Consider the following 25,414-nt stretch of genomic DNA (forward strand, 5'->3'; position numbering starts at 1 on the left):
TTTGGGAAAGCCCCATTTCCTTACAGCTATTTACTGGCATTTTGGATCAAGTAATCGATATCAGCGATGAGGATCGCAGAGAATTCTTTGGTGATCTTTTTGCCGGTTAAAGCTTCCACAAAGATGCGCAGCGCCTTTAATTGGCGGACAGTCACTTCTTTATTGTTGCTGCGAATAATCGTTTCCACTTTGGCAAGCAATTCCTTGCCTTTGTCTGAAATTGTGATCGAACCGTTCGCAACACCGATGTTGATGAGATCAATGAAATGATTGGCATCGATCTGTACCTGTAGCGTATACGTATTCGCTGTTACGTTGCCGGCCAGATCCGTCCCGGTAATCTCGATCACATGGTTTCCAACGGCTAAAGCCGCAGGGGCAGCATTGATTGGATTGCTCGTGATTTTCTTATCCAGTTGAACGGTGCTATTACTTATGCCGCTTAACGCATCCGTGATCTGAACAGTCAGGCTCAATGGATCTGTTTGCCAGACGGTTAATGGACCTGTTATTCGGACAACGGGTGCTGTGTGATCGATGCCGACAGTCACTTGCTTGGCTTCCTCCACATTGCCGTATCGATCCTTCGAACGATAATGAATGCTGTTAACGCCTTCCTCGGATAGTGTTACAGGTCCGTTAACCGTTATCCAATTTCCCCCGTTCAACTGATATTCAGTCAACAGGAGGCCGGTGCCTCCCGGTTGATCCGCTGCGTTGAATGTCATAATGATGTCTTTGTTGCTAAAAGTTCCGGAACCGCTGATCCCATCCAAGACGACGCTCGTCGTAGGAGGAATAGTATCAAGCTGAAGCTTAAACAGTTTAGACTCGGCCGGCTTCAGGGTTACGTTCAGCTTACCGCTCACCTTATCCTCGGCTCCTGACCATAAGTCTGTTCGCAGATAGTTACTGGTGCCATTCAATCCCGCACGGGTCAGATCGACGGACTTTGTCGAAGAGGAAGTACCGTTGTAATTGAAGACAGCCACATAATAAGTTCCATTGTCATTTAGTACGAACGTATCGGCCGCGCCCGCACCGGTGTTTCCTTCGACCGTTTGGAAAGCTTTGCCCATTAACGCGACACGGTTGACTTCTTTGTTCGTCAACAGTTCGTTCATGTAAGCTTGAGCGGTCACATTGTGAATGTCATCGGAATTCAAAAAGACTGTGCCGGAAATAACGGCAGAAGTTACTCTGCTGCGCGCTTCGTCCAAGGAACTGGCCCTCGACAACGCCATATGATCTGGGTCGGTGTAAGGGTAAATCGTACCATTCTGCCACCAGCCATAGGTGAGCGCGTTCAGCTCATATTCTGTCTCACTGATTTTGCCGTACACATCGCAAGAGATTCGACGGCTGTGTGCATATTGGCTGGGGAATAACGGCGCAATCGATTCGCTAATGAACATGCTGCCGCCTATGACACTGTTCACGTAGGCCATCCCTTGATTATAAGCTTGAATACCGGTGGTCACGGTTGGGTCGGCATGCTTCCCTTCCAAAGAACCGTGTGTTAAGAAATCCAATTTGATATAAGTGAAGCCTAAGGCCTTAAATTTGCCCAAATAGTAGTCCATTCGTGCTTTCGTTCCTGGATGAGTCAGATCAAGCGCATAGGCGCCGTCCAGAGTAGGCAATATTTTCCCAGTGCTATCCTTCAATACAATATCTCCGTACGTATATTGATTGTTTGTACCCTCAACAGTCTGACTCATATTATTGCCCCAGTAAACGAAAGGCGCCCAATAAATACCAGCTTGCTGACCATTTTGACGGATTGTTGCCACCGCATTCTGCAGCTGGGTATCCGTTAAATTGTCCCAATAGGAATCCAAGTTAATGTAGAGTGCACCTTTGTTGTTAAAATTATTGTTTTGAAGGTGCGTCTTAAAGTAATTCGACGTATCTATTACATCTTGGTAGGTGAGATTGCTGCCGTAGGCCCCCCAACTGTTCCAGCCTACCGGAACTTCTTGGGCAACAGAGCCGTGGAAGCTTAAAGGCGGAGTGAACACGGCGTTCGCACGTCCGTATTCCTCGAGACCGGCACGGTAATCCGCAAAATAGCCGACAAACACGGTTGGTGATGTTAATTCAGTACCAGAAATGCTTCCGTGAGCCTCGACGTCGTGCGTAATGTTGGAGGATGCTCCGCCATACACCGTGAGGTTGTTCAATTTATTATTAAATCCGTTCCATGCAATACCCGTCTTCCAAGTATCATGAGTGACGGAGCCGATCACGAGACCATTCCGATTCGTGTTATCATAAATAGCCGTTACCTCATACCCCGTATTCGAAGTGTTGATCGATTGGGCCTTATACCGAATCCAGTTATCATTATCAAATGGGACAAATAGCGCTCTGTTATCCGCATTGCTACCAATATCCACACCGCCACTATTGGTCACAATGATAGGCGCTATGTTATTCGTCGTCATGGATGAAGTGTTAACCGCTTTTAATTGAGTCAGGAAGAAGCTCTTTCCTTCATACACGGTATAAATCTGATGAAGCGCAGGTTTACCAGGCGATTCATTGATGACGGTAAAACGAAGTCCTGTACCAAAGCCGTCATGAACCGGGACAATTGCAGCATCCGATAAGGTATGACTGGTATAACTCTTGCTGGTGACGAGCTCGCCCAATTGTAAGCTGCCGTATACGCCTTTTACAATCTTGGCGTCCTTCCAGGAATAATCCGCCAGACCGCTGTCAGTATGGTACGAAATGGTAGTCTCACCGTTCGAAAAAGTCACGCCATACGTATAATGCGTTACGGTGATGGAACCGTACTGTTTCGACTCGCCGGGATCGCCAAGGCTGCCGCCGACGTTATCGTCCTCGCCAGGATTCGGTTCAATCTTCGGACCGACCACGATTTTATCCAAATCCGGGGAGTAGCCGTTGCCGTCAGCAAACTGGATCGTATTGCTGCCAGCCACTAAAGCTAAAGGTATAACGAACGTATTCACCGTGTTCCAGTCGGATGTTTTCGGAAAATCATACGTTTCAGCGGCTCCTCCGTTAACACTGACTTGTACAGAACGAGGATCGCCGGAAATATAAGAAACGGTTACTTGATAATTTCCGGTTGAACCCACCTCAACCCCATTAAATTGCAGGGAGCTGCCTTGATATAAATTGCCGACTTTTTTGCCTTCGGAACAGCTGATGCAGTTCGAAATGCTTGCTTTGCCTGCAAGTGTATTAGCGGAAGCTTCTGCTTCATAGGTAACGATTTTGGGCGACACTGCGATCTTATCGATATCAGGGGCGTACGCATTGCCGTCAGACAAGAGGATCGTGTTGCTGCCCGCCGCTAAAGAAAGATCAACGTCAAACGTGCCGACCGTATTCCAATCCGTCGTTTTCGGCAGATCATACAATTCGGCCGCCCCTCCGTTCGCACTGATTTGAACGGATCTGGGATCGCCAGAGATATAGTACAGTTTCACCGTGTAGTTACCGGGAGCATTCACTTGGATTTGATTGAATTGCAACGAGCTTCCTTGATACAAATTGCCGACTTTCTTGCCTCCTGAACACGTGCCGCAATTGGACACGGAAGCTTTGCCAGCAAGCATATTTACAGCAGACTCAGCCTCGTAATTTTGTGCGAATGTCGGGGGTGTTTCGCTTCCGCCACCTCCTCCGGGATTCGAAGTTACTGTAGGCGCTATTACGATCTTGTCAATGTCCGGAGAATACCAATTTCCGTCGTCGAACACGATTGCATTCGTACCGGCATTTAATTGAAGCGTGACATCAAAGGTGCCGACCGTGCTCCAATCAGCCGTTTTGGGAAAATCGATATTTTCCGCACTCCCTCCATTTACACGGATGTTCACCGAACGAGGATCGCCGGAAATGTAAGAAACCGACACCTTGTAGCTTCCAGCTTCGCTTACGGTAATTCCGTTGAATTGCAGCGAGCTGCCTTGATAGAGGCCACCTACCTTCTTTCCTCCCGAGCATACGGTGCATTCGGCCGCTGACGCGTTACCGCTCAAAACATTAACCGGTGCTTCCGCTTCGTAGGTTTGGCTTTCCGCATACGCTGTTTGAACGCCAATACCCGCGTTGGAGGAGACCGTCATAAACAAAAGCATGAACAAAGCTACCCATTTCGCAATCCTTTCTCGCATAAAATCTCTCCTTGTCAAATGTAATTACATTCATCTCCATTATAGGAATGAACTCTAAGAGATCTCTACACGATTATTTTCAGAAATATAACGATAATTAACGGTCTTTGTAAATCGCCAGCAAAAAAAGACCCACAGCAACGGGCTGAGGGTCTAATTTTTGAGTCCATTGGGGAATTGTTCAAGTAGTTCTTGCTTGAGAAATTGGTAAAGCTTCGAGCTTGCCTGTTTCAATGGAAATTCCGAAGGTTTGGAGAGAATGCCGAAAGTCATGTCTATAAGACTGCCGCTCATAGGCCGTATCGTTGTTCCTGTAGGAACTGGTTTCAAAACAATCTCTGGCACAAGAGCAATACCTAATCCGCTTTCTACATAATATTTCAAAGCTGTCATACTGCCAATCTCCATAGTGTCTATTGGATTGTTCCCTGATTCATGCAATACCATTTCAAGTTTTCTGCGGTACGGACAGGTTGCTGATGTGATAAGCAGACGATGTCCCCGAATATCATCCGGCGCTATAACCGCTTTTTGGGCAAGCGGATGGTTCTCCTGCATCAAGACCGCAAACTTTTCCTTAAATAAAGGTTCAAAATAGAGCTCGGAACCCAGGTCCGGTGCCGAACAAAGAGCCAAGTCAATATCCCCATTGAGAAGCCGCTCGCTTAATGTTGGCGTGTTTGCAAATTCCACAGAGATACGGATTTTCGGAAATTGTGATAAAAACCTCTCTAAGATACCAGGTATTCGATAACTGGCAGTTGGCTCCGTCACCCCTAAACGGATATTCCCCCTTTCGCCTAATTGCAAATCCGACAAGTTCGTTTGTAATTGCTCTATATTCTTTACAATTTGCAAACTCTGTTCATAGAACAGTCTCCCGGCTTCTGTTAACTTGATTTTTTTTCCGCGTTCGATGAGCTGAATGCCCAAGTCGGATTCAAGCTTTTGAATTTGCATCGTAACGGTGGATTGAACATAATTCATTTCATCAGCTGCACGAATAAAACTACCGTGCTTTACAATCAATTGAAACGTTTTTAATGTTTTAAGATCCATCGAAGTACCCCTAGCTCCAAGTTCAATTTTTTTGAACATATCGATCAATTAATTCAATTATACAAATTCAAATTGGCCATATACAATCATTAATATCATAGTGTAGCAAAAGGAGATGGGCTAATTATGGATTTAAAAGACAAAGTGGCTCTTGTAACTGGCGGTGGTACAGGGATCGGAAGGGCTATTAGCCTTGCACTTGCTGAGCGGGGGGCAACTGTCGCGGTGAACTATTCGGCCTCTAAAGCCGATGCGGAAGAAACAGCACAAATCATCCATACAAAAGGTGGCCGCGCCATAGCCATTAGGGCCGATGTTTCTCAAGACAAAGAAGTCAGGAAAATGGTGGATATATTGGTTCAACAATTTGGGACGATTGATTTGCTTGTGAATAATGCCAGCATTACTCGGCATATCCCATTTGATGATCTGGAAGCGGCAACAGAAGAAGTATGGGATGAGCTTTATGATGTTAATGTCAAAGGTATGTATTTCTGCGCTAGAGCTGTTGCCCCATTCATGAAAATGAATAAACAAGGAGCGATTGTCAATCTCGGCAGTATAGCGGGACAAACAGGATTAGGCTCCTCTCTTCCATACGCTGTATCTAAAGCGGCAGTTCACGGACTTACGAAATCGTTAGCACGCGCCTTAGCTCCAAATATTAAAGTCAACTGCGTTGCACCGGGAGCCGTCGCGACAAGATGGTGGACTGGAAGAGAAGAACAAATGAACAGGTTAGCGCCTAATCTTCTACTGCAGCGTATTTCCACACCTGAAGATATTGCTAAATTTATCTGTGCAGCCTTGGAACAAGAAGCAATGACAGGTCAAATCATTACAGTTGATAGCGGACAAACGTTATAATCAAGATTTTGTATTCCAAGAGCCGTAGCTTATTTCTTGATTAACTTAAAGTCATCATAATGAAACCCCGGCGCTACAACACAGGAGACAAAAACAGGCTCGGTTCCTAGCGGTTTTGCCGTCTGCCAAACGTTGGCCGGAACTAAGGCTTGTGGACACTGTCCATTGATCACATCTGGTCCGAGAATGATCTCTTGTGTTTCCTCAGGCTTGTCTTTTGTACCTCCGAGTGTTAATAACAATGGACTACCTGAATGCCAAAGCCAAAGTTCATCCGATAATACAGTATGCCACTCTGAAAACTCTTCTGGATGAAGCACAAAATAAATGGAAGTAGCCGCGTAGCGAGAACCTGTGTACGCTTCTTTAAGCACCTCTTTTGGAATTTCGAAGGAAGCTTTCCAAAGCTCCTTGTACCATCCGCCTTCACGATGAGGCTTTAAATCTAGTGCTGCAACTAAAGGTGATAAGGATTTTGTAATCATATGGTTTCTCTCTCTCTCTCTTCTATTTCTTTCTATATAAAATTCCTATTATATTATACACTTATAACCGGTAGGTATGGCCAGCAAAAATGCAAAGTTCTTTTCAGTTCTATACTTCCTCCATCTTACCCATAATCACCCCACCTGCAGAGGGACTTTTTTTCCTGAGGAAAAATGTGAGTGGTACTGCTATGACAACAAGTACCGTGCCGATTATAAACAAGTCCTGTATGCTATGGGAGAGTGCGCGCGAGGCCGCTTGACTATCATTAGCTCCTGATTGTCCCATATAACTAAGGGTTCTGGAAGAAAGAATGGTACTGAAAAGGCTGACAGAAAGCGCAGCGGTTCCTTGACGGATCCAGTTCATGAGTGCCGACGCTTGACCTGACGATTGCGACGGTATGGCGGACATACCGGCATTTGTTACGGGCATATTGCTCATAGCGATTCCAACGTAACGAATGGCAATCCAGGTAACGATGAAGATTGTACTAGAAGTCATGCTTAATCGGGACATAGCCCACGTAGCCACAGCCATCAGTATAACGCCGGACAGGACCAAACGGAATGGCCCCACCTTGTTATACACTTTCCCGACCAGTGAAGAAACAAGCGCCATTGCCAGTGTTCCCGGCAGCATGACAAGACCGGTGTGGAGTGTGGATTCATGTTGAATTTTTTGCAGGTAAATCGGGATAAGAAAAGTTCCTGCATATAGAGAAATTGTAATGGTGCAATTCAAAATTAAACTGTAGGTGAACCGTGGTATTTTGAATAAGCGCAAATGAAGTAGTGGTTCGTTTGACTTAAGCGAACGCATAACAAAGTAAGCAATCATGATAATGCCCACAAGCATAAGCAATATCGTTTTCCATGATGTCCACCCCCAGCTATGACTTTGGCTAAAGGATGTAAGCAGCGAGCTCGTTCCGATGATGACTGTAAGGAATCCGATGAAGTCCAAGGACAAGCCTTTCCCCAGCCGATAGTACGGAATAAAACGCTGAGTGACGATCATGGCTATGATCCCGATCGGAACGTTCATGAGGAATAGGGCTTTCCAGCCATAAGATTCCGTTAACCAGCCCCCGAGCGTTGGGCCGAATGCCGGTGCCAGCATGGCAGAAACGGTCCAAAGGCTGATTGCACTGGCTTGCTTCTCTTTTGGAATTACCTGATAAATAATCGTCATCGTAGTGGGCATAATGATACCGCTAAAGAGCCCCTGAAGAATTCGAAACGCGATAAGCGATTCCATATTCCATGCGAAAATGCAAAGTAAGGAGGTTAGTGTAAATCCGCCTAATGCGTAGACATACAGCCGTTTGTAGCTTAATTTATCCCCGATGAATCCAATGACAGGAGCAATAACACCTGTTGCCAGCATGAATCCAGACATCATCCATTGAACGGTATTCAGCGGAGCATTAAAATCGTCCATGAAAACGGGCAGCGCCACATTAATGGTAGTCGTGCTCAAGGCCGCCATGAAATTCCCAAAAAATACAGCAAAAACAATACGCCAGAATGGTTTCTGTATTGAGTCACTACTCTCCACTTCTTTTCCTCCAACTTGCCGCTGTACGTTCTATCCTTTCCTTTAGCATCCTTATAAAATGGACTGGAAGGAATACCGAATAACATCCCCCCTGCTGATTATTCCGACAAGAACGCCTTGGTTTAGAACCGGCAGTTTTTTAATTCGTTTTTTACCCAATATGGCAGCAATTTGCTCAATATCCTCATCCGAATCTACGGTAAAAACCTTCTTTCGGGCGATTTTCATCACATTCAAAGGAAGCAATCTACGAACTCTTTCGTGGAACTCTTCATTGTCTCCCTTGATGACGGCCGTATAAAAATATGAACCGAAGACATGGTCATCGTGCTTGCCGATAAAACGCATAATATCCCCATCACTAATGTAAGCAACCACTTCATTCCGGTCATTAACGACGGGAAGCCCACTGATTCTGTGCTTAATAAACTTTTCAATCACGTCGCGTACAGAATCGCCTTCCTTTACTTTGTAGACTTGACGAACCATGATTTCATTTGCCTTAATGACGGTTCCCCTCCAGTTTAGAAATTGCCTTCTGTTCAAATAAGTTGTATGATGAAACTATATACTTGCATTATACAACTATATGATGCGAAGTCAATCCATATTCAGTCCGTATGTTCGAAGATATTCAAAACATACCGGGTATGTTACGATAAAAGTAATGAAGTTGTATAAAGAAATGAAAACGAGGTAACCTATGACGAAACATCCTGCCGAAACCATTGAGCTTGAATTAACCATTCTTATGCGCCGGTTTATGGCCGCAACTACCAATAAAAAAGTTGGAAATCTGGATCGTTCAGCCTATCTTTTACTTCATCAAATCTCTTCACAGGGATCTGCTGGTGTCAAAGCCTTGGCAGAGGAATTTCATCTGGATATCTCGACAATCAGCCGACAATCGGCCGCTTTGGAACAAAAAGGCTATGTATACCGGATTCTAGATCCCCAGGATGGACGTGCCTATTCCCTACAAATCACGGAAAGCGGGGCCAAAGAACTGGCTTCAAACAAACAGGCTCGATTCGAACGAGTAGCGGAGCTATTGCAAGAATGGTCTTTGGAAGATCAGCAAATGTTCGGAGAACTTTTGAGTAAGTTTAATCGCACTTTTATTTAGACCCTTCTCTATTGACCATTTGCATCAATAAATTGCTTTGTATTCTTTTATGTGATATGATGACCTTATAAAACGTGTTAACATAAATTCACATATTGAAAAGGTGATCATTTGTGTAATGGTACCTTTTTCAATGTGTGATTTTTTTATCTAAAAAAACATGTTAAATAACTATTTGGAGGTAATTGATTATGGAAACAGGAACAGTAAAATGGTTTAACGCAGAGAAAGGCTTTGGCTTTATTGAAGTGGAGGGCGGAAATGACGTATTCGTGCATTTCTCCGCGATTCAAGGTGATGGTTTCAAATCACTTGACGAAGGACAACGTGTTGAATTTAATGTAGCTCAAGGCAACCGCGGACCTCAAGCCGAAAATGTTGTAAAACTGTAATACACAGATACAGTAAACTGTCCTTAACAAGTGTTAAGGGCAGTTTTTTTAATCTAAGGAGGATAACTATGTATTTTCGAAGAAAATCGTTAGAGGATCTCCCTCAGGAAAACACTAAAATCTGGGCTTGCAAGGAAGAAGATTGTAAGGGTTGGATTCGGGACAATTTTGCGTTTGAGTACGTTCCCACTTGCCACCTTTGCCTCTCTCCCATGATTAGCAGCGTGAAGATGCTACCTCTGATTGCCAACTCCAACATAGATATGAAGTCCCTTAATAAAGGCAGACTGATCTCGTAGACGGTTCCATATTGAAATATATCTTGTGTTTCATCCAGATTTTTTATTCTAGATCTCGTTAACTTCGGTAGAATAACAAAAAGGCTGGTTCCTGTTGCGAACAGGAACCAGCTTTTTCCGTTGTATGATGAGATCAACTTACTTGTTGGTTATTCCACGTTGTGATAAACCTGCTGCACATCCTCTAAATCTTCCAAAGCATCAATCAATTTGTCGAATTGGGCTTGTCCTTCTTCTGATAAAGTGATGCTGTTCTGCGCTAACATCGTCAGTTCAGCAATGGCAAACTCCGTGATTCCGGCCTTTTTGAATGATTCTTGAACAGCATGGAACTGCTCCGGATCCGCGTAAACCATAACGATGTCATCTTCTTCAGCAATGTCACGAACGTCTACATCTGCTTCAAGAAAAATTTCCATGATGTCATCGATGCTCTTGCCTTCAATACCGATGACAGCAGTGGCATCGAACATGTAAGCGACTGAGCCGTTTACACCCATATTGCCGCCATTTTTACTGAATGCTGCACGTACGCTTGAAGCTGTACGGTTCACGTTATTCGTTAGTGCGTCCACTATGACCATCGCACCGTTTGGTCCGAAGCCCTCGTAACGAAGCTCCTCATAAATTTCATCCGAGCTGCCTTTTGCTTTATCAATGGCACGATCAATAATTGCTTTCGGCACATTATAAGTTTTTGCCCGTTCGAGCACAACTTTCAGAGCACGATTCGCTTCAGGATCCGGTTCACCCTTCCGTGCTGCTACATAAATTTCAAGGCCGAACTTAGCGTAAATTCGACTTGTATTTGCATCTTTAGAAGCTTTCTTCTCTTTAATGTTATTCCACTTACGGCCCACGATTGATCCCACTTTCTATTTTTATTTCATTAATATAATAACCGATTTTCATTCTAAATGGAAAAAAAGTTGCATCATAATTCCCGTACTAACATTTTTCGTTGTCGTTTTCACGCCAATTTGTTCGGTGGCGCTCGAATAAGTGCGGTTTTCGTGCTTACTTAGCACGCACGCGCGGGACAAACTGCTGAGAAGTCGATTTTCGGCTTCTCAGGCTCTAATGACGAGCTTTAGCTTGCCGAACCGTAAGGAAAGGGCTATCCTCGACCGATTCCCTTCGGATTCGGAGGATAGCCCTCGAAGATGGTTCACATATAGACTTACTTTACTGCTGAAAAACAACCGTCGGATTGGAAAAGATATCGTACACGCTTTCCTTGTGTGTCCCCCCGTAGTATCTCGTCGCAATTCAACGCATTGTGTTGCTTAATACCCGCGTTCCGATTTGAAATATTCTTTGTTGAAACTCCATCTGTCTATATCATATTGCTGGGATTTCAGAAGGCACCTTCAAGTGTGTTACATCGATCCCTTTTTCATCGCGCGCTTTTAAGTCTTTTAGAAACTCAAGGAAGCCATAACGAGGTTTCCAACCAATTGCCTTTTCAGCTTCAGAAAGGTCATGTTGTTCCACTTGCTCAGGCAATTCGATCTCGTATTTATTAAGCAAATGAATGGCGCCAGGAACCTGTGTCTCACACCACTCTGGACCATATTTTCTAAAGTCTTGGATTACTTCTATCGGCATGCCGTGATTCGTATGAACAATTGTACGAAAAAGCCCCACTCTCTTCTCCAAAACTGCCTTGACAGAAGCAACTGTAGCTTCAGCAACATCCCTTCTATCCACACCATTACGAAGCAAACGTGCCCCGAACTCTAAATACGGGCGAGGTATGAACTCATGGTAACGAAGCATGGCTATCGATGCACCGGTCATTTCATGATAAGTCTTACATAGATCTTCCCCAATAACTTTGCTAACGCCATAGACTGACCACCAACCATATGCCATTGAAGAAGCATATACAATAGATTGAATCCCCGCTTGCCTGCAGGCTTCCAGAACATGGAATGTTCCATCCACATTTACAGCAAAAATCGTTTCATCGCTTACGGGTGGATTATGCGCGCAATGCCATGCTGCTAGATGAACAACAGCATCCATTCCATTTACCGCTGAACGCACATCACCAGGGGATCTCGTGTCACACCTAACGAATTCAATTTCTCTCAAATCGTCAGCACTTGGAGGCATAACGTCTGCCATCCTAACCGAAAAGCCTGCTTGAATTAATGCTCTGCAAACAGCTTGTCCACCATTGCCGGCAGCACCGGTAACCAGAACTTTCATGTTTTTACGCCACCTAACTTCGTATTTAGGTTATCTATTCGTCATCCTTAATGATACACCTGCAATTGGATGAAATTTCAGTTCCATCCTTTAGCGATAACCGGTTTCTTTTTATTATTCAAAACCCTACCTAATAAACTCAATTTCTTTTTTCGTTTGAGAGCGAGTTTAACACCTTCAATTAGTAGTATTGATCTCAATTCGTCGCGACGATTGAGCGTGTGTAACCTCTTTATGAACTGCTTGTCCATATTGACCATCCTCTCAAGTGTCAGTAAATGAGTAGCATGACTTCTTATTCTGTTATATATACATTATAAGCTTGCATTGGATAAAATGTTTGTCACATTATAGATGAGTACTGCGCTTATTTTGTCGACAAGTATCGACGGTCGGCATTGGTGGTGTGTATGCTTTGTCAGCATTTTCAAGCAACCACTTTGCAAAGGATTTATGCTCTTGAATCAATTAATAACTGTCGTCTTCCCTGGACCACTAGCACCTGTCACTAAAAACAACGGTATTTTTCCGTCCATGCTTCTTCCCCTAATGAGATAAAAGCAGCCAATCCATATTGGACGGCTGCCTTTGTCTTTCACTTAAATTTCATTCCACAATTTTCTTAAGTTATTCATGCCTATCCGCGAACCGACTTCACAGTCTTCCATCCCTTCGAATTCTACGGTTACATAGCCGTCATAGCCCGTATTTTTGATCAGCTTTATGATTTCTCTGATCTCGATGTCCCCATGGCCGACGATTGCGCCCCTTAAATAATTTCCGTTTGTAGTCCGGAACCAATTGCCTTCTCCCGGGTCTTGATAGTACGGTCTGAAGTAAAAATCTTTAAAATGGATTAAGGAAGCGTAAGGCAGATTTTTGCGCACGCCGACAAGCGGGGGTTCGTCTACGCACATAAAATTACCTACATCCAATGTCGTTTTAAAATTGGGGCAATTCACTTCGGCTAGGACGCGCTGCACCCGATCGCTCGCCTGCACGGAGAAACCGTGATTTTCAATCGTTGTCGTAATGCCGTAGTTTGCCGCATAGTCGGCAATAATTCGGCTTCCACGAACGATAAGCGGTAAACTGTTTTCAAAGTACTCGATTGTCATTTTCTCCGGAGGCAGTGTAAAGGCCGTAACATCATGGCGCATATGCCTCATGCCCAATCGATGCACAAGATCAACGTGCTGCTTGACGCGGTCCATCTCATCTTCGAACGCTTCCTCCGTCTCCTGTACGAAGTTAGCAGGAATCGAATAATTCGATAAATCGATACCGACCGATCTCGCCTTATCTCTGAGCGCATCCGCTAGCTCCAGATTATCCACAAGCGTATAGCCATACGGAACAAGTTCCAGATGCTCGCCGCCGTTGTCTTTTACCCACTGAACAACATCCAGAATTGTCATTTTTTCCGACTTCAACGCCTGCAGCAAACTGTAAGAACTAAGCCCGATTTTCATCTTCATACCTCCAAGTATTCATCGATTAACGTTCAAACTTCGAATCAGCTTACCGAGTAAGCGGCAAATTTGCGTACAATCGGCGTCGCTGCGCACTCGGTAAACCGGACTCTCAGTTCGCTTGTCTTTACCGCTGTAAATCTATCGATTTTCTTGTGACCAATGGCGCTTCCTTTTACAAGCTCCACCCACTCGCCGTTACGCTGCGCTTCAAGCACATATTCCCGTACCCGTTCGCCTTGTGCGATGTCTTCCATAATAATAACATGATCGACGGATTGCTCACCCTGCAATTGAAGCGTTATTTCCATGCCTCCTCCTGTTGTAACGGCAAGCGGAGCGTCAAACCGGCGACGGATTTCATCGCCTAGTTCGATTACGCGCTGCACGTCCACTTCCGGCAGTAAACCGCGGTCATCAGGGGCAACGTTTAACAACAGTGTCGCGCCATGCCCCACAGAGCGGTAGTAAAGATCCATCAAGTGTTCCAAGCTGTGCAGGCTGATCTCGTCGTCAGGATGCCAAAACCAATGGCGTTTGCGGATCGGTACATCGCACTCCGCAGGCACCCATGAGGTAGTGCCTTCCATCCAAGTAAGCATGTCGCTCGTGAACATACTCTCTCGCGCACTCTCCGCTGTATTCCAGCATGGGTATGGGGCAACGCCGTCTTCGTTTCCAACCCAACGAATTGTCGGCTGCCCCATATTGAACACCATCGCATCCGGTTGGTACTTTGTGACAAGTCCGATAATTCTCTGCCAGTCGTACTCCCGGCCCTGAGAACCTGCCCCATCAAACCATACCTCGACAAGCGGACCGTATTGTGTCAACAGCTCGGTCAATTGTTCCGCATAGAAATCGTCGTATGCCGCTTTGTCCGAATAGCACGGCTCATGACGGTCCCAAGGCGACAAGTACAAACCGAACAGCAAGCCTTCCTCCCGGCAGGCATCCGACACTTCGCGGACAACGTCCCCTTGTCCATCTTTCCATGGGCTCGACTTGACCGAATAATCGGTCGTCTTCGTTGGCCATAAGCAGAACCCGTCATGATGCTTGGCAGTCAAAACAAAATATTTAAACCCAGCCAGCTTTGCTGTCCTCACCCACTGGCGCGCATCCAGCTGCGTTGGATTGAACTTAAGCGGTGAGTCTGTTCCCTCTCCCCATTCCTGATCGCAAAACGTGTTCATGCCAAAATGACAAAACATACCCAGCTCCAAGTCCTGCCAGGCCATCTGCTGCAGGGTCGGTTTCGCTAAAACGTCAATATCCATGAATGAGCCACACTCGCTTCCTTTAATTTGTATGATCATCGCCTTAGTTATAGCAGTCAGAAATCGCATAGTTCCGCCATCAGATCAGATCCGAAGGCGGAACATAAGGAAGCTCTAGTATTACTTTTTGGCAATTGCCTTTTGATAGATTTCGATATACTTGCCTAGCTGCAAGCCGTCAAAACCTTTTACATAGCTATCCCAATCTTTCTCAATGTCCTTGCTGCCCGTAATGAACTGCGCCATGTTGGACTTAATGTAATCGCGGATTGTCGTTTTCAGTTGGGCTGCCACTTCCGCATCTTCCAATGCAATGAACACGCTGGACGGATACATCATCTTCGATTGGAAAGGTTCATATTTCGCCGATTCACGCTTCAGTCGAACTTCGTATGCGCCTTCAGCAAACGGATCCTGAAGAGCTGCCCACGAATCGCGGTATTGGAACGTGCGGAGAGACGGACCGATCTGTTCCCAACCATCATTGTGCGTCGTTTTGGTATCAGTTATCGGAATAATCGCATATTTCGCCGGTTTGCCGTTCATATCCAGCTCGCCGTCCTTCGCTTTGCGCCATCCTTGGCCTTCCGGACCGCGCTCTTCAAGTACGATCGCTTCTTCTGTGTATAAATAGTCGGCCAAACGGATTGCAGCAATTTGCTGTTCTTTCGTCGCTTTATTCGTAATCGCCATCTGCGAACTGCCCACTCCCGCATAATACCCTGCTTGCTGCACACCGTTCGGTCCTTTGAGCGGAGGAACGGTTACATACTCTTTATGGCGCGGGTGCTTTTCGTCCGGCGAATGAGCGTAACTGATCAAAGCTGTAGTAATGCCTCCCATCACATTGGCGTCCTGGCGGTTGCCGAGCTGCTGAATCGCATCGGAATTTTGTGTAAATGACGCTGGATCGATCAATCCTTCCTTATATAACTTGTTCAGGTACAACAATCCCTGCTTCCATTCTGCCTTGTTGGCGGATAAATCCACTTTGCCGTCCTTCAACTGGAGGAACGTACCGCTGTCTTTGTCCACCTGGTCGTCGATAATGAACGAGTTCATCAAAAAGGAGGCGATGTTGCCTGCCCACATGTCGTCGGAACCTGTAAGCGGAATTTCATCTTTTTTGCCATTACCGTTCGGATCTTTTTCCTTAAATGCTTTCATCACTTCATAAAACTCATCCGTCGTTGTCGGCATTTTCAGTCCGAGCTTATCCAGCCATGACTGGTTTATCCACAGCTTCTGGGCGTAGTTGCAGTGATAGCACTCGTTAATTTGCGGAAGCGCATAAATGTTGCCATCCGGCGCCGTGATGGAGCTCTTCAGATAAGGCAGATCGGCCATCGCTTTCTTGAAGTTCGGCGCGTATTTATCAATCAAATCGTTCAGCGGAATAAACACGCCCTGCTTGCCGTACTTCATCTGCTCATCTTTGGTCAAGGACCCATGTAAAATCACTTCCGGATAATCACCGCTTGCCAGCATCAGTTGTTTGCGGTCGTTAAGCGCTTTGTCAGGTACTAGGTCCCATTTAATTTGAATGTTCGTCTTGTCCTGAACGTATTTCGTAAATGTATTGGTCTCCATATTCTCGATGCTGGCGAGCTGAGGTGCAAACATTTTAATCGTCATCGGTTTCTTTACAATTGGGTATTGCCCTACAGGTGAGAACACATCGGTCGCGACAGGCGCGCTGGTTGAAGGTGTGTTTGCCGCAGGCGTACCTGATTCTGTGCTGCAAGCGCACAAAACGAGCGAAAAGCTTAATGCTACCCCCATCGTACCCGTGTAAGCTTTATTCCATTTTTTCATATAGACGACTCCTCCCATTTTATCGAACCCTGTCATTTGAATCTAAAGGAAGTAATCTAAGCTGCAAGACTAACGTACCACCACCTTTCAAGTTAATTGAGCTGTTTGGCCGCCATAGCGTTACCCTTTCAATGAACCGATCATGACGCCCTTAACAAAATGCTTCTGCACGAACGGATAGATGATCAGCACGGGGGCACTCGCAACAACGATAAGCGAATACTTGAGCAAGTCCTTCAGCCCCTGTTGAGCCAACATTTGATCCACTTTGGACACCATGGTCGCATCAATTGTGTTCAGAATCAGAATGTTGCGCAGCACGATTTGCAAAGGGAACAAATTCGGCGATTTCAGGAAAATCAAGGCATCGAAATAAGCGTTCCAATGGCCGACTGCATACATCAGCATTAGCACAGCCAGAATCGGTTTGGAAAGCGGAAGCACGATACTGGTAATGAACCGGATGTCGCTGCAGCCGTCGAGTTCCGCAGCTTCGGCGATCTCATCGGGAATCGTTGTCTGGAAAAAGGTGCGGGCAACAATAACCTGAAACACCGCCATCGCCCCTGGTAAAATCATCGCCCAGCGAGAATCGAGCAAATGCAGGTTTTTCACGACTAGATAGAAAGGGATAAGCCCTCCGTCAAACATCATCGTGATGACCAGGAGTACCATAATAAAATTGCGGCCGTAGAACGTTTTTCTGGCCAGCGGATAAGCAAGCATAACTGTCAATGCAACGTTGACAGCCGTACCGGCGACTGCATAAATCAGCGAATTCATGTAACCGGATACGATTTGCGGATTGCGGAACACCGCTTTATAGCCCTCTAGCGTAAACTCGACTGGAAACAGCCACACCTTACCGGATACAACAGCTTGCGGCGAGCTAAATGATGAGCTGATGATGAATATGAGCGGGAAAAGGACGACGATCAGCACAACAGTTAATAGCATGTAGATGCCGAGCAGAAACAACCGATCGCCCTGCGATTCCCGAATCGTTGTCGATTTTAGCATAAATGATCCTCCTTACTGTGGACTGACGCTCCTGAATTGTGCGCAACATCGGGTTCTAGCGACTCCGTCCGTTACCACAAGCTCGAATTGGACAGCTTCTTGGCTATGTAGTTGACACCTACGAGAAGAATCAGGTTGACGACTGAGTTAAAGAAGCCGATTGCTGCTGAAAAGCTAAAGCTGGAGCTAAGCAGACCCACCTTGTACACATAGGTTGAAATGACTTCCGACGTGCTGACGTTGAGTGGATTTTGCATCAAATATATTTTTTCGAAGCCAAGCTTCATAATGTTGCCTAAATTCAAAATAAGCAGAATGACGGAAACTGGGATCAGACTTGGGATATCGATATTAATGATCTTTTGAGGCCTCGACGCGCCATCCACTTTTGCCGATTCATACAGTTCAGGGTTAACGCCTGACAGAGCCGCTATATAAATGATGGCACCGTAGCCCGTATACTGCCATACATCCGACCAGACATAGATCGATTTGAACAAGCTGGGGATGCCCATGAAGTTTGTGTTATCCACGCCGAGCATTTGCAGAAACTTGCTGATGATTCCGACGTTCGGCGACAGTGTTACGATGAGAATGGACACCATGATAACCGTTGAAATAAAGTAAGGCGCGTAAGTGACCATCTGCACGCTCTTTTTGAAAAATCCGTTGCGTATTTCATTCAAAGCCAGCGCCAGTAGGATCGGGGCCGGAAAGCCGACAAGCAGACCGTACATACTGATGCCGAGCGTGTTTTTCATATACATCCAAAAATTCGGCGATTCGAAAAATTGTTCAAAATATTTCAAACCGACCCAGGGGCTTCCCCAAATACCTTTGATGACGTTGTAGTCTTTGAAAGCAATGACAACACCAGCCATAGGAATGTACTTAAAAATAACCAAATAAAGAAGCGGAAGCAATACAACCAAATATAACTGCCAGTGACGCTTCATTTTTTTCCCAACGATGTTTAAAGATGACTTGCTGCCGGGCACTGCCGTTTTATGCTGATTGCTGTTGTTTGGAGGTATGGACGTCCTTAACTCCTTTTGGATGATTGACATTAGCTCCTTCTCCTTTCGTCTGATCTGATGGCGCTTTTCATATCTTAATACTAGAGTGCGATAGCAGGATGCTGCAAGAAACAAGAATCGTGTCCCTAACCTTTTTCGCATAGCCTGAAAATACGCGCAGCTCCGGTTAATAGCCGGAGCTGCTGCTTGATAACCATTATTAAACTGATGGGTGAACAAGCTCTGCAAACTCTTTTCTACCACTTAACCAATTTCACCCAGTTGCCTACGTGCCGCTTCCTCGCGGAATTCGCTAGGGGAGCTGCCAACCACTTTCTTAAACGCGCGGCTGAATGAAATCGCACTCGTATAACCGACCTGTTCGGCTACCTCCTGCATGGAAGCTTGTGATTCCGTAAGGAGACGCTGCGCAACCTGCATGCGAATATCGATCAGGAAGTCGACGAACTTCTGTCCGGTCTCTTCCTTAAACAGCTTACTTACATATTTGGCATTGATGTTGAAGTTTGAACTGAGATAATCGAGCGACATATTCGGATTGGCGTATTGCTCTTCGATGAATTTCCGCATATCGCGAATCGTAGCTGCATGCAGACGCTGCTCCTGCGCTTCCTGCAACACGGTGCCCAGACTATTCAGCAAAGCCAAAGTCTCTTCCCGCATTTGTTCGAGAGAATGGCAAAGATCAACGGTTTCGCTTAGTTTCGGCAAACCGTCTCGTGCCCATATGTCTTGAAACTCTTTTGTCATTCCCGCCATTTCCCGACCCAAATAGTAAATGAAATAATTCATCAGATTCGTAATCTCGTCCTTCGTCAACAGCCCCTGTTTCATTTCGCCAAACAGCTCGTCGAACTTCGTCTTCCAGTCTTCGTCGAGCAGTCTGAACGACTGGACAATGGAGCGAATCGCGTTAAGATGCGAGAACACTTCTGCTTGGCCGTGATTTGCGATGTGCTTGCTTGTAATGAGACGGTTTTCCCCTAGCACAATTTTGTGTTTCAGTGCCGTAAGCGCCTCTTTGTATGAATTTGCAACATCGGAAAGTTGTACAACCTGCTCGCCGATACCGATAGTTACCGTAAACTTAAGGTTATCCTGTGTCCACAGACGAACACTCTCAAAAAGCTCGAGAATCACAGAATGCTCGCTGGCCTCCTCTTCGCCCTCAAGGAAGACCATAACGCTAAGCTGAGACGCGGAAGTCCACTCTGCCCACAGCTCGAGTCCATGCTTGGGGGCAAGTTCCTGAATGACGCTGCGAAGCGCGAATTTAAGGAGATTCTGGTCTATGCGCGAGTATTGGCGGCAAAAGTCGTTGTATTTATCCATTTCGATCACAAGCACCACTTGTCCGTCGGAAGGGCGCGGAAGCTGCAGACTGCTCGTTTCTTCCATCCATTCGTCGATCGTTAAGCCCGTACCGCCTTCAATGAGTTGATGGAACAAGTACCTCGTTCGAAGATGCATGTCCTCTTTGTGCTTTTGCTGATACTGATTAGATTGCTCAATAATATTAACGAGCGCAGACTCGATGAACGAGAACTCATCCCCACCCTCCTTGGACACACTGCCTGACAGCGGAAGACGGTAACCTCGAATACGCGCAACAATCTGCTCAAGCGGTTTCGAATTGCGTCTGGTCACATAAACTAACCATATGAATCCAAATACAATCATCGCGATCCCGATAATAAACCACACGTTATACAGCGAGGAGACGATATGAAACACCTTGCCGTTGACAAGTCCGCTTTGAAAGGACCATCCCGTATAGCTCGATACATAATTAGAGAATATCCTCGCTTGTCCCTTAGAGTTCGAATCTTTAAACAAATCTTTGCCTGAAGCATCCTGAACCCCGATAAAGCTTGCTTTCGAATCGTACAGGTCGGCGATATTTTTTTGCAAAGAATCGGTCGCCACGTTAACAACGATCATTCCTTTCTCGCTCGTTATGAACGGCGCCCCCCGAACAAGACTAACAACAGGCTTACTGCCTTTCACCGTAAACTGTTCAAAGTCTCTAACACCCGACCAGTGTTTGGACAACTGCGGAACCATGGCTCGTTTAATGAACGGTTCATCCTTATAATTGCTGAGTTGATCGCTTGTCGCATTGCTGAGAACGAAATTGTCTTCAAAACGCACCAAATAGATCGAATCGATAATTGGATAGGAAGAGATCATTTCCTGCATTTTTTTAACCGCACTTATGTTTATGTAAACGTTATCTTTTGCATCATTATTAAAGAAATCAATCAATTGCTTATTATTAATCGATTCGGTCATCACCATATTGTCAATCGCTTTCAGGGAGGTATCAATCAGACGCATCGCCTGCAGTGACAACATTTTGTTGGCGTTCAGCGCCTCCTTCCGGCTTTGCTCGCTGAGCAGCTGAAAAAATACGAAAAACGTAAACGTGACCACGATAAAAAAGATAGGTACATACGAAAGCAGCAGCCGATGAAATAACGTTTTTCCCATGTTCAGCCTCCAATTTAGAATACCTGCTACTGTTTATTTCTTTATTCAGAGGTTATTCCCTTCGAACTTATTAAAACTAAATGAAAAAGTCAGACTTCATAGAATTATACGGCCGTTAGCTAAACAGCAAAAATGACCCACAGCAATGGGCTGAGGGTCTGAGGTTTATATATTTAAACCATTCGTCGTTTAGTCTCTATTTAGAAACATGTTCGGCAAACAAATCCACGTATTGGAACAGAAATCCGTGACCGGAATCCAGATAAATAATCAGTTGTGCATTAGGAATGCATTGGGAAACAATACTGTTTCTGCTGTTGCTCCACTTTGTTTAAATGGATTCATGATCTATCTTCTCCCCGGAGATTAATTTTATCCAAAAGATGATTTTTATTTAAATCTTAGGCCATTTGTGGTTTTCTCAATGTCGATCTGAGATAACCAATTGCGCAACCGATGGATAGGATTACAACTATCGTTAGACCCCAATAGATATTGCTATAAGCACTCGCTTGAGGGATGTTCTTCTGCCAAACAAGGGCACTTGCTGTCATAGCAACACCAAAGGCACCGCTAAAAAATTGGAGAAGTTGAAATAGACCGAGTCCTGATCCAATCTGCGATGGCAGCAGTATTCTAGACATTTCATTAGATACACTGCTATTCAAAATAGTGATACTAACGCTCATAAGCATATAAATCAACATGATCGAAACAAATGAAGTTCCTTCGAACAAGGCGAACAAAATGACAGAAGCGAGAAGGAACAAGGGTAAAAATCTGATAATCGTGTTGTTTCCGCGCGCATCAATGATACGGCCAACCCGTCGGGATACGAACACGGCTAATATCGAGCCCGGAAAAATGACAAGACCGGCTTGAATTGCACTTAGGCCATACTGTTTAACAAGGATCTGCGGCATTAGGAATAGTGTAGCAAAGCTACAAAGATACGCTGCTATCCCCACAGCTCCTAGAATGAGAAAAGACCGATTCAAGAATAGTGATGGGAGTACGAAAGGCTCTTTAACCGATCGAATGCGGACGATAAATAAGGCAAGAGCGACAAGTCCGAACATCAACATGATCCATGAGTGGTTGGTTAAGAAAAGCAGAAGTCCTGTCGTTCCAACGCCAATAAATAGTGCGCCTAGGGCATCAAAAGACCCTTTACGCGGCTCCTCCTTCGGAATGAGAACTACAAAGAAAGGCACTAACAGTAAAGTAACTGCAGTTACGACGAACAAAATATGCCAACCTAGGTATTGGACAATGGCTCCGCCGACGACTGGACCTAAGCCAAGGCCTAGCGATATGGAAGACATAATCAGAGCCATTGCTTTACCCCGCCGCTCAACCGGAACATACCGGGAAATCAAGTTTAGGGACAAGGCAGGGATTGAACCTGCTCCAGATGCTTGCAGAATGCGGACGATTAGCAGCATGATGAAATTGTTACTGAACAATCCAGCGATTGCCGCAAGGCTGAGAAATAATATTCCTATAATAAAGAGCCTTCGGATTGGAATGAAGTCAGCTAATCGGCTATACGTTATGGATGCCATCGCGAAAACAATAGAGTAACCCGTCACGATCCACGAGGTAGATGAAGCAGACAGATGAAAATCTTTTGAAACAGCAGGTAAAGCCAAATTAAACATCATCGTGTTCATGATGACGAGTACGATCGCTATACCGAGTAGAAGGGTAACCACACCTTCTTTCATAACACCCTGATCTTTCACATCGATAGAAGTATTCTTTATTTTAAACATCTTTTGTTTACCCCTTCCCAAAGCTTCCCCAAAATTCTTTAGTTCTAATTTTCCCACTGTGGTGGATTTAAATAATTTTTCTATTCAATTATTCATAAGTACCCTCCATTTGAATTTGATTTCAATTCCTAATAATTATTAAAGAACGACCATTCTCAAATAGACAGAGAGATAATCGTTATCGGCTGCGTTATCTAAGCACAACTATACGCCATTTAAGAATGAACAGTCAAATATAATATTTGGATATGAGGATATACCCTTGGTTTTTCGAAGTCGTAATGAATAATATTCAAAGTAAACTGGCTATTCATTTTGACTAACCGTTCTTAAATTACTATACTATCCTTAAGGAGGTTATCCTATGCCCAGACCAAAAGAATTTGATCAAGAACTCGCTTTAGATAAAGCCATGGAGCTATTTTGGCAGCAAGGCTACGAAAGAACTTCTATTCAAGACCTTGTGGAAAAGACGGGTGTTCACCGCGGAAGCCTGTATGATACGTTCGGAGACAAAAATCAATTTTTCTTGACCTGCCTGGATCGGTTCCGTCAAGTTTCCAACCATAGACTTTTTTCTATCTTAGAGGAATCCGGTTCTCCTAAAGAGGTGCTTGCCCATTTCTTTGATAAGGTGATCGACAGTGCCTTGAGGAGCGAAACGCAGCGAAGGGGATGTTTTATTGCAAATACGGCCATGGAGCTTGCAGCAATCGATCCCGGCATCGCCAGTAGGGTTGAAGCTTATAACCTCGATATGGAGTCTCGATTTTACCAATTTCTATTGAAGGCGCAAAAACAGGGTGGTATGAAATTCCACCATACGCTACGCGAGCTTTCACGGTTTTTGGTTAATACGCGCAACGGCCTTTATGTACTAGGCAAAACCGCTTCAGATCGGCAATCTCTGCAGGATGTTGTGAAAGTAGCCTTATCTATTTTGTGAATCGATAAAGCCAAATATAAGTTTCTAATATTAATAAGAACCTAAGAGCCCCAATAAAAAAATGATAGGAATGATGCCAGGGTATAAACGGAAGAGCTGTCCCGAGGAACAACTCTTTGTTATGGTTGCACTTCGTGTTCAAGCAGACTCTCATACGTACTAGACTCAACGGATGTCTTGTGCGCTAGCCACATCGCTTGGCTAAGACTTCATAATCTTCTCCTGCTTCTTATTTTCCGGGATCGGAGCAGGCTCTGAACTTTGGTCGTTCGCGGTAAGATCGATGCCGTAGTCCTTGGCGAACACCATAAAGGTATCAACAAGAACGTTCTCGGCGTGTTCGTCGAGCTGGAATACCCGGGCACCACGGAGACGATTCCGATCTGCGCCGGGCAAACCGTAAGCACCGAAGCCCGTGCTTCCGGCATAGCCCAGCAACACGCCGTAGTAGTTGCCGTGATACGTATTGACGTGATCATGGCCGCAAAAGATGCCCTTGACATCGCCTCTGGCCTGAATTGCTGAAAACATGCCACTATTGATCGGACCGGGGCATTCATCTTCATTCCGTTCCCCCACAATCTGGTGCTTGCCGACGGCCCTTGCATGGTCAGCCTCGGACCTTCCGTCCACGCTTGCGTACCACATGAATCGGTGCTCCCAGAGAGGGATATGAATGAACATAAGCGAAGGCACTTTATAACCCTGTTTCTCCTCCAGCTTTTTGGAGGTTTCGTAATACCACGCTACTTGATCGAACCGCAGCCAGTCCCAGACCGGATATCCTTCGAAGTCTTGCCCAGCTATCGTATGAGGCGCATACCTTCCACTATCCAGCAGCCAGAGGTTGAAGGCCGCCTTCGACCCTTTGGAGGACTGGATCAACAGATTGATATTTCCCGTCCCGGTAATCCCTCGTTCTCCGGGCTGGTTCACATTGTGTTTGTACGCCATATAAAATTGCAGCATATCCTCTTCGCCCAGACCAGCGCTCGGAGTCGAGTCTTCGTCGTGATTCCCGAAGGTTACAGCCCACTTGATTCCGCGCTGCTCCATTGGCTGGGCAATGTTGTTCATTGCCTGCTTCATCTCTATCGCCGTATTGCAGCCCGAGCTAATGTTGTCACCGTTAAGGACGACAAAATCCGGCTTTTCAGCGTCAAGCACTTTCTCCATCAGCTCCACAGTCCGCCGATCGATATGCTCGTCGTCCTGCATGTCGTTGAACTGGACAATTTTGAACTTTCCGTCGTTGTTGAATTGCAGCTTCACATTGTCGTTGGTTGCGGCTTGTACCTTTCCTCCGCCAAACAATTTGGCGGGAACACCCGCCGATCCGAGAGTGATAGCCAGCGCACCCGCCCCACCGACTTTAATAAAATCCCTCCTGCTCATGCTCTTACTTGTCTCATCAAGGCTCAT

The 25,414-nt window shown here is 45.5% G+C and carries 20 protein-coding genes; 5 read left to right on the forward strand and 15 right to left on the reverse strand.

All coding sequences use genetic code 11. The features are described from left to right. Window positions 1-26: 26 nt before the first annotated feature. Both ASG85_RS31780 and ASG85_RS31785 read right to left on the reverse strand, forming a co-directional pair. Complete coding sequence (locus tag ASG85_RS31780; protein WP_060648881.1) at window positions 27-4,154, reverse strand: OmpL47-type beta-barrel domain-containing protein; 4,128 nt, start codon at window positions 4,152-4,154, stop codon at window positions 27-29. A 153-nt stretch (window positions 4,155-4,307) separates the two neighbouring features. Beyond that, window positions 4,308-5,213 (reverse strand): LysR family transcriptional regulator, encoded by a 906-nt coding sequence (locus ASG85_RS31785; protein WP_060648882.1) that lies wholly within the window; start codon window positions 5,211-5,213, stop codon window positions 4,308-4,310. Window positions 5,214-5,339: 126 nt separating this feature from the next. Here ASG85_RS31785 and ASG85_RS31790 point away from each other — a divergent pair, with 126 nt between their 5' ends. Beyond that, window positions 5,340-6,080, forward strand: a complete 741-nt coding sequence (locus ASG85_RS31790; protein ID WP_057306731.1) for an SDR family NAD(P)-dependent oxidoreductase — start codon at window positions 5,340-5,342, stop codon at window positions 6,078-6,080. Between the two features lie 29 nt (window positions 6,081-6,109). On the opposite strand, the gene ASG85_RS31795 is transcribed toward ASG85_RS31790, so the two are convergent. The 3 genes from ASG85_RS31795 to ASG85_RS31805 all read right to left on the reverse strand — a co-directional run bounded on the left by ASG85_RS31795 (window position 6,110) and on the right by ASG85_RS31805 (window position 8,633). Then, the gene (locus ASG85_RS31795; protein ID WP_060648963.1) at window positions 6,110-6,562 is read right to left on the reverse strand and encodes a cupin domain-containing protein; all 453 of its coding nucleotides are present in this window, start codon (window positions 6,560-6,562) and stop codon (window positions 6,110-6,112) included. Window positions 6,563-6,674: 112 nt separating this feature from the next. Further along, a complete protein-coding gene (locus ASG85_RS31800) occupies window positions 6,675-8,126 on the reverse strand; it encodes an MDR family MFS transporter (RefSeq protein ID WP_060648883.1) in 1,452 nt (483 codons plus the stop codon). 51 nt (window positions 8,127-8,177) lie between these two features. Further along, complete coding sequence (locus ASG85_RS31805; protein ID WP_057307087.1) at window positions 8,178-8,633, reverse strand: CBS domain-containing protein; 456 nt, start codon at window positions 8,631-8,633, stop codon at window positions 8,178-8,180. A 196-nt stretch (window positions 8,634-8,829) separates the two neighbouring features. On the opposite strand from ASG85_RS31805, the gene ASG85_RS31810 reads away from it, so the two are divergent. From ASG85_RS31810 to ASG85_RS31820, 3 genes are all read left to right on the forward strand, one after another. Continuing rightward, window positions 8,830-9,252, forward strand: coding sequence for a MarR family winged helix-turn-helix transcriptional regulator (locus ASG85_RS31810; RefSeq protein WP_057306732.1), 423 nt, complete (start codon window positions 8,830-8,832; stop codon window positions 9,250-9,252). A gap of 191 nt (window positions 9,253-9,443) precedes the next feature. After that, window positions 9,444-9,644, forward strand: coding sequence for a cold-shock protein (locus tag ASG85_RS31815; RefSeq protein ID WP_028553508.1), 201 nt, complete (start codon window positions 9,444-9,446; stop codon window positions 9,642-9,644). A gap of 68 nt (window positions 9,645-9,712) precedes the next feature. Then, entirely contained in the window at window positions 9,713-9,943 is a 231-nt protein-coding gene (locus ASG85_RS31820; RefSeq protein WP_057306733.1) for a cold-shock protein, read from the forward strand. Window positions 9,944-10,092: 149 nt separating this feature from the next. Here the strand turns inward: ASG85_RS31820 and ASG85_RS31825 are convergent, their stop codons facing one another. From ASG85_RS31825 to ASG85_RS31865, 9 genes are all read right to left on the reverse strand, one after another. Continuing rightward, on the reverse strand, window positions 10,093-10,803 hold the full coding sequence (locus tag ASG85_RS31825) for a YebC/PmpR family DNA-binding transcriptional regulator (protein WP_060648884.1): 711 nt from the start codon (window positions 10,801-10,803) through the stop codon (window positions 10,093-10,095). 481 nt (window positions 10,804-11,284) lie between these two features. Further along, a complete protein-coding gene (locus ASG85_RS31830; RefSeq protein WP_060648885.1) occupies window positions 11,285-12,157 on the reverse strand; it encodes an NAD-dependent epimerase/dehydratase family protein in 873 nt (290 codons plus the stop codon). Between the two features lie 599 nt (window positions 12,158-12,756). Then, window positions 12,757-13,629, reverse strand: a complete 873-nt coding sequence (locus ASG85_RS31835) for a sugar phosphate isomerase/epimerase family protein (RefSeq protein WP_060648886.1) — start codon at window positions 13,627-13,629, stop codon at window positions 12,757-12,759. 44 nt (window positions 13,630-13,673) lie between these two features. After that, window positions 13,674-14,909 (reverse strand): alpha-L-fucosidase, encoded by a 1,236-nt coding sequence (locus ASG85_RS31840; RefSeq protein ID WP_200961727.1) that lies wholly within the window; start codon window positions 14,907-14,909, stop codon window positions 13,674-13,676. Window positions 14,910-15,029: 120 nt separating this feature from the next. After that, window positions 15,030-16,724 carry an ABC transporter substrate-binding protein gene (locus ASG85_RS31845; RefSeq protein ID WP_060648887.1) on the reverse strand — a complete coding sequence of 565 codons (1,695 nt, stop codon included), beginning with the start codon at window positions 16,722-16,724 and terminating at the stop codon, window positions 15,030-15,032. A gap of 120 nt (window positions 16,725-16,844) precedes the next feature. Further along, the gene (locus ASG85_RS31850) at window positions 16,845-17,744 is read right to left on the reverse strand and encodes a carbohydrate ABC transporter permease (protein ID WP_060648888.1); all 900 of its coding nucleotides are present in this window, start codon (window positions 17,742-17,744) and stop codon (window positions 16,845-16,847) included. Between the two features lie 71 nt (window positions 17,745-17,815). Next, the gene (locus tag ASG85_RS31855) at window positions 17,816-18,700 is read right to left on the reverse strand and encodes an ABC transporter permease (RefSeq protein WP_235549457.1); all 885 of its coding nucleotides are present in this window, start codon (window positions 18,698-18,700) and stop codon (window positions 17,816-17,818) included. A gap of 324 nt (window positions 18,701-19,024) precedes the next feature. Beyond that, window positions 19,025-21,271 carry a helix-turn-helix domain-containing protein gene (locus ASG85_RS31860; protein WP_060648889.1) on the reverse strand — a complete coding sequence of 749 codons (2,247 nt, stop codon included), beginning with the start codon at window positions 21,269-21,271 and terminating at the stop codon, window positions 19,025-19,027. A gap of 401 nt (window positions 21,272-21,672) precedes the next feature. Continuing rightward, window positions 21,673-23,046, reverse strand: a complete 1,374-nt coding sequence (locus ASG85_RS31865) for an MFS transporter (RefSeq protein WP_060648890.1) — start codon at window positions 23,044-23,046, stop codon at window positions 21,673-21,675. A gap of 364 nt (window positions 23,047-23,410) precedes the next feature. On the opposite strand from ASG85_RS31865, the gene ASG85_RS31870 reads away from it, so the two are divergent. Beyond that, entirely contained in the window at window positions 23,411-23,992 is a 582-nt protein-coding gene (locus ASG85_RS31870; RefSeq protein WP_057306742.1) for a TetR/AcrR family transcriptional regulator, read from the forward strand. A 201-nt stretch (window positions 23,993-24,193) separates the two neighbouring features. On the opposite strand, the gene ASG85_RS31875 is transcribed toward ASG85_RS31870, so the two are convergent. Further along, entirely contained in the window at window positions 24,194-25,414 is a 1,221-nt protein-coding gene (locus ASG85_RS31875; protein ID WP_057306743.1) for a metallophosphoesterase, read from the reverse strand.

Origin of the sequence: Paenibacillus sp. Soil724D2, assembly GCF_001427935.1 — a bacterium.
Taxonomy (GTDB): domain Bacteria; phylum Bacillota; class Bacilli; order Paenibacillales; family NBRC-103111; genus Paenibacillus_E.

Bases quoted from the DNA above. Each gene is read 5' to 3' on its own strand.
- ASG85_RS31835 (WP_060648886.1), bottom strand. From the start codon at position 13,629: ATGAAAATCGGGCTTAGTTCTTACAGTTTGCTGCAGGCGTTGAAGTCG.
- ASG85_RS31790 (WP_057306731.1), top strand. From the start codon at position 5,340: ATGGATTTAAAAGACAAAGTGGCTCTTGTAACTGGCGGTGGTACAGGG.
- ASG85_RS31840 (WP_200961727.1), bottom strand. From the start codon at position 14,909: ATGGATATTGACGTTTTAGCGAAACCGACCCTGCAGCAGATGGCCTGG.
- ASG85_RS31815 (WP_028553508.1), top strand. From the start codon at position 9,444: ATGGAAACAGGAACAGTAAAATGGTTTAACGCAGAGAAAGGCTTTGGC.
- ASG85_RS31860 (WP_060648889.1), bottom strand. From the start codon at position 21,271: ATGGGAAAAACGTTATTTCATCGGCTGCTGCTTTCGTATGTACCTATC.
- ASG85_RS31810 (WP_057306732.1), top strand. From the start codon at position 8,830: ATGACGAAACATCCTGCCGAAACCATTGAGCTTGAATTAACCATTCTT.
- ASG85_RS31845 (WP_060648887.1), bottom strand. From the start codon at position 16,724: ATGAAAAAATGGAATAAAGCTTACACGGGTACGATGGGGGTAGCATTA.
- ASG85_RS31870 (WP_057306742.1), top strand. From the start codon at position 23,411: ATGCCCAGACCAAAAGAATTTGATCAAGAACTCGCTTTAGATAAAGCC.
- ASG85_RS31850 (WP_060648888.1), bottom strand. From the start codon at position 17,744: ATGCTAAAATCGACAACGATTCGGGAATCGCAGGGCGATCGGTTGTTT.
- ASG85_RS31780 (WP_060648881.1), bottom strand. From the start codon at position 4,154: ATGCGAGAAAGGATTGCGAAATGGGTAGCTTTGTTCATGCTTTTGTTT.
- ASG85_RS31820 (WP_057306733.1), top strand. From the start codon at position 9,713: ATGTATTTTCGAAGAAAATCGTTAGAGGATCTCCCTCAGGAAAACACT.
- ASG85_RS31855 (WP_235549457.1), bottom strand. From the start codon at position 18,700: ATGAAGCGTCACTGGCAGTTATATTTGGTTGTATTGCTTCCGCTTCTT.
- ASG85_RS31865 (WP_060648890.1), bottom strand. From the start codon at position 23,046: ATGTTTAAAATAAAGAATACTTCTATCGATGTGAAAGATCAGGGTGTT.
- ASG85_RS31830 (WP_060648885.1), bottom strand. From the start codon at position 12,157: ATGAAAGTTCTGGTTACCGGTGCTGCCGGCAATGGTGGACAAGCTGTT.
- ASG85_RS31875 (WP_057306743.1), bottom strand. From the start codon at position 25,414: ATGAGCCTTGATGAGACAAGTAAGAGCATGAGCAGGAGGGATTTTATT.
- ASG85_RS31785 (WP_060648882.1), bottom strand. From the start codon at position 5,213: ATGGATCTTAAAACATTAAAAACGTTTCAATTGATTGTAAAGCACGGT.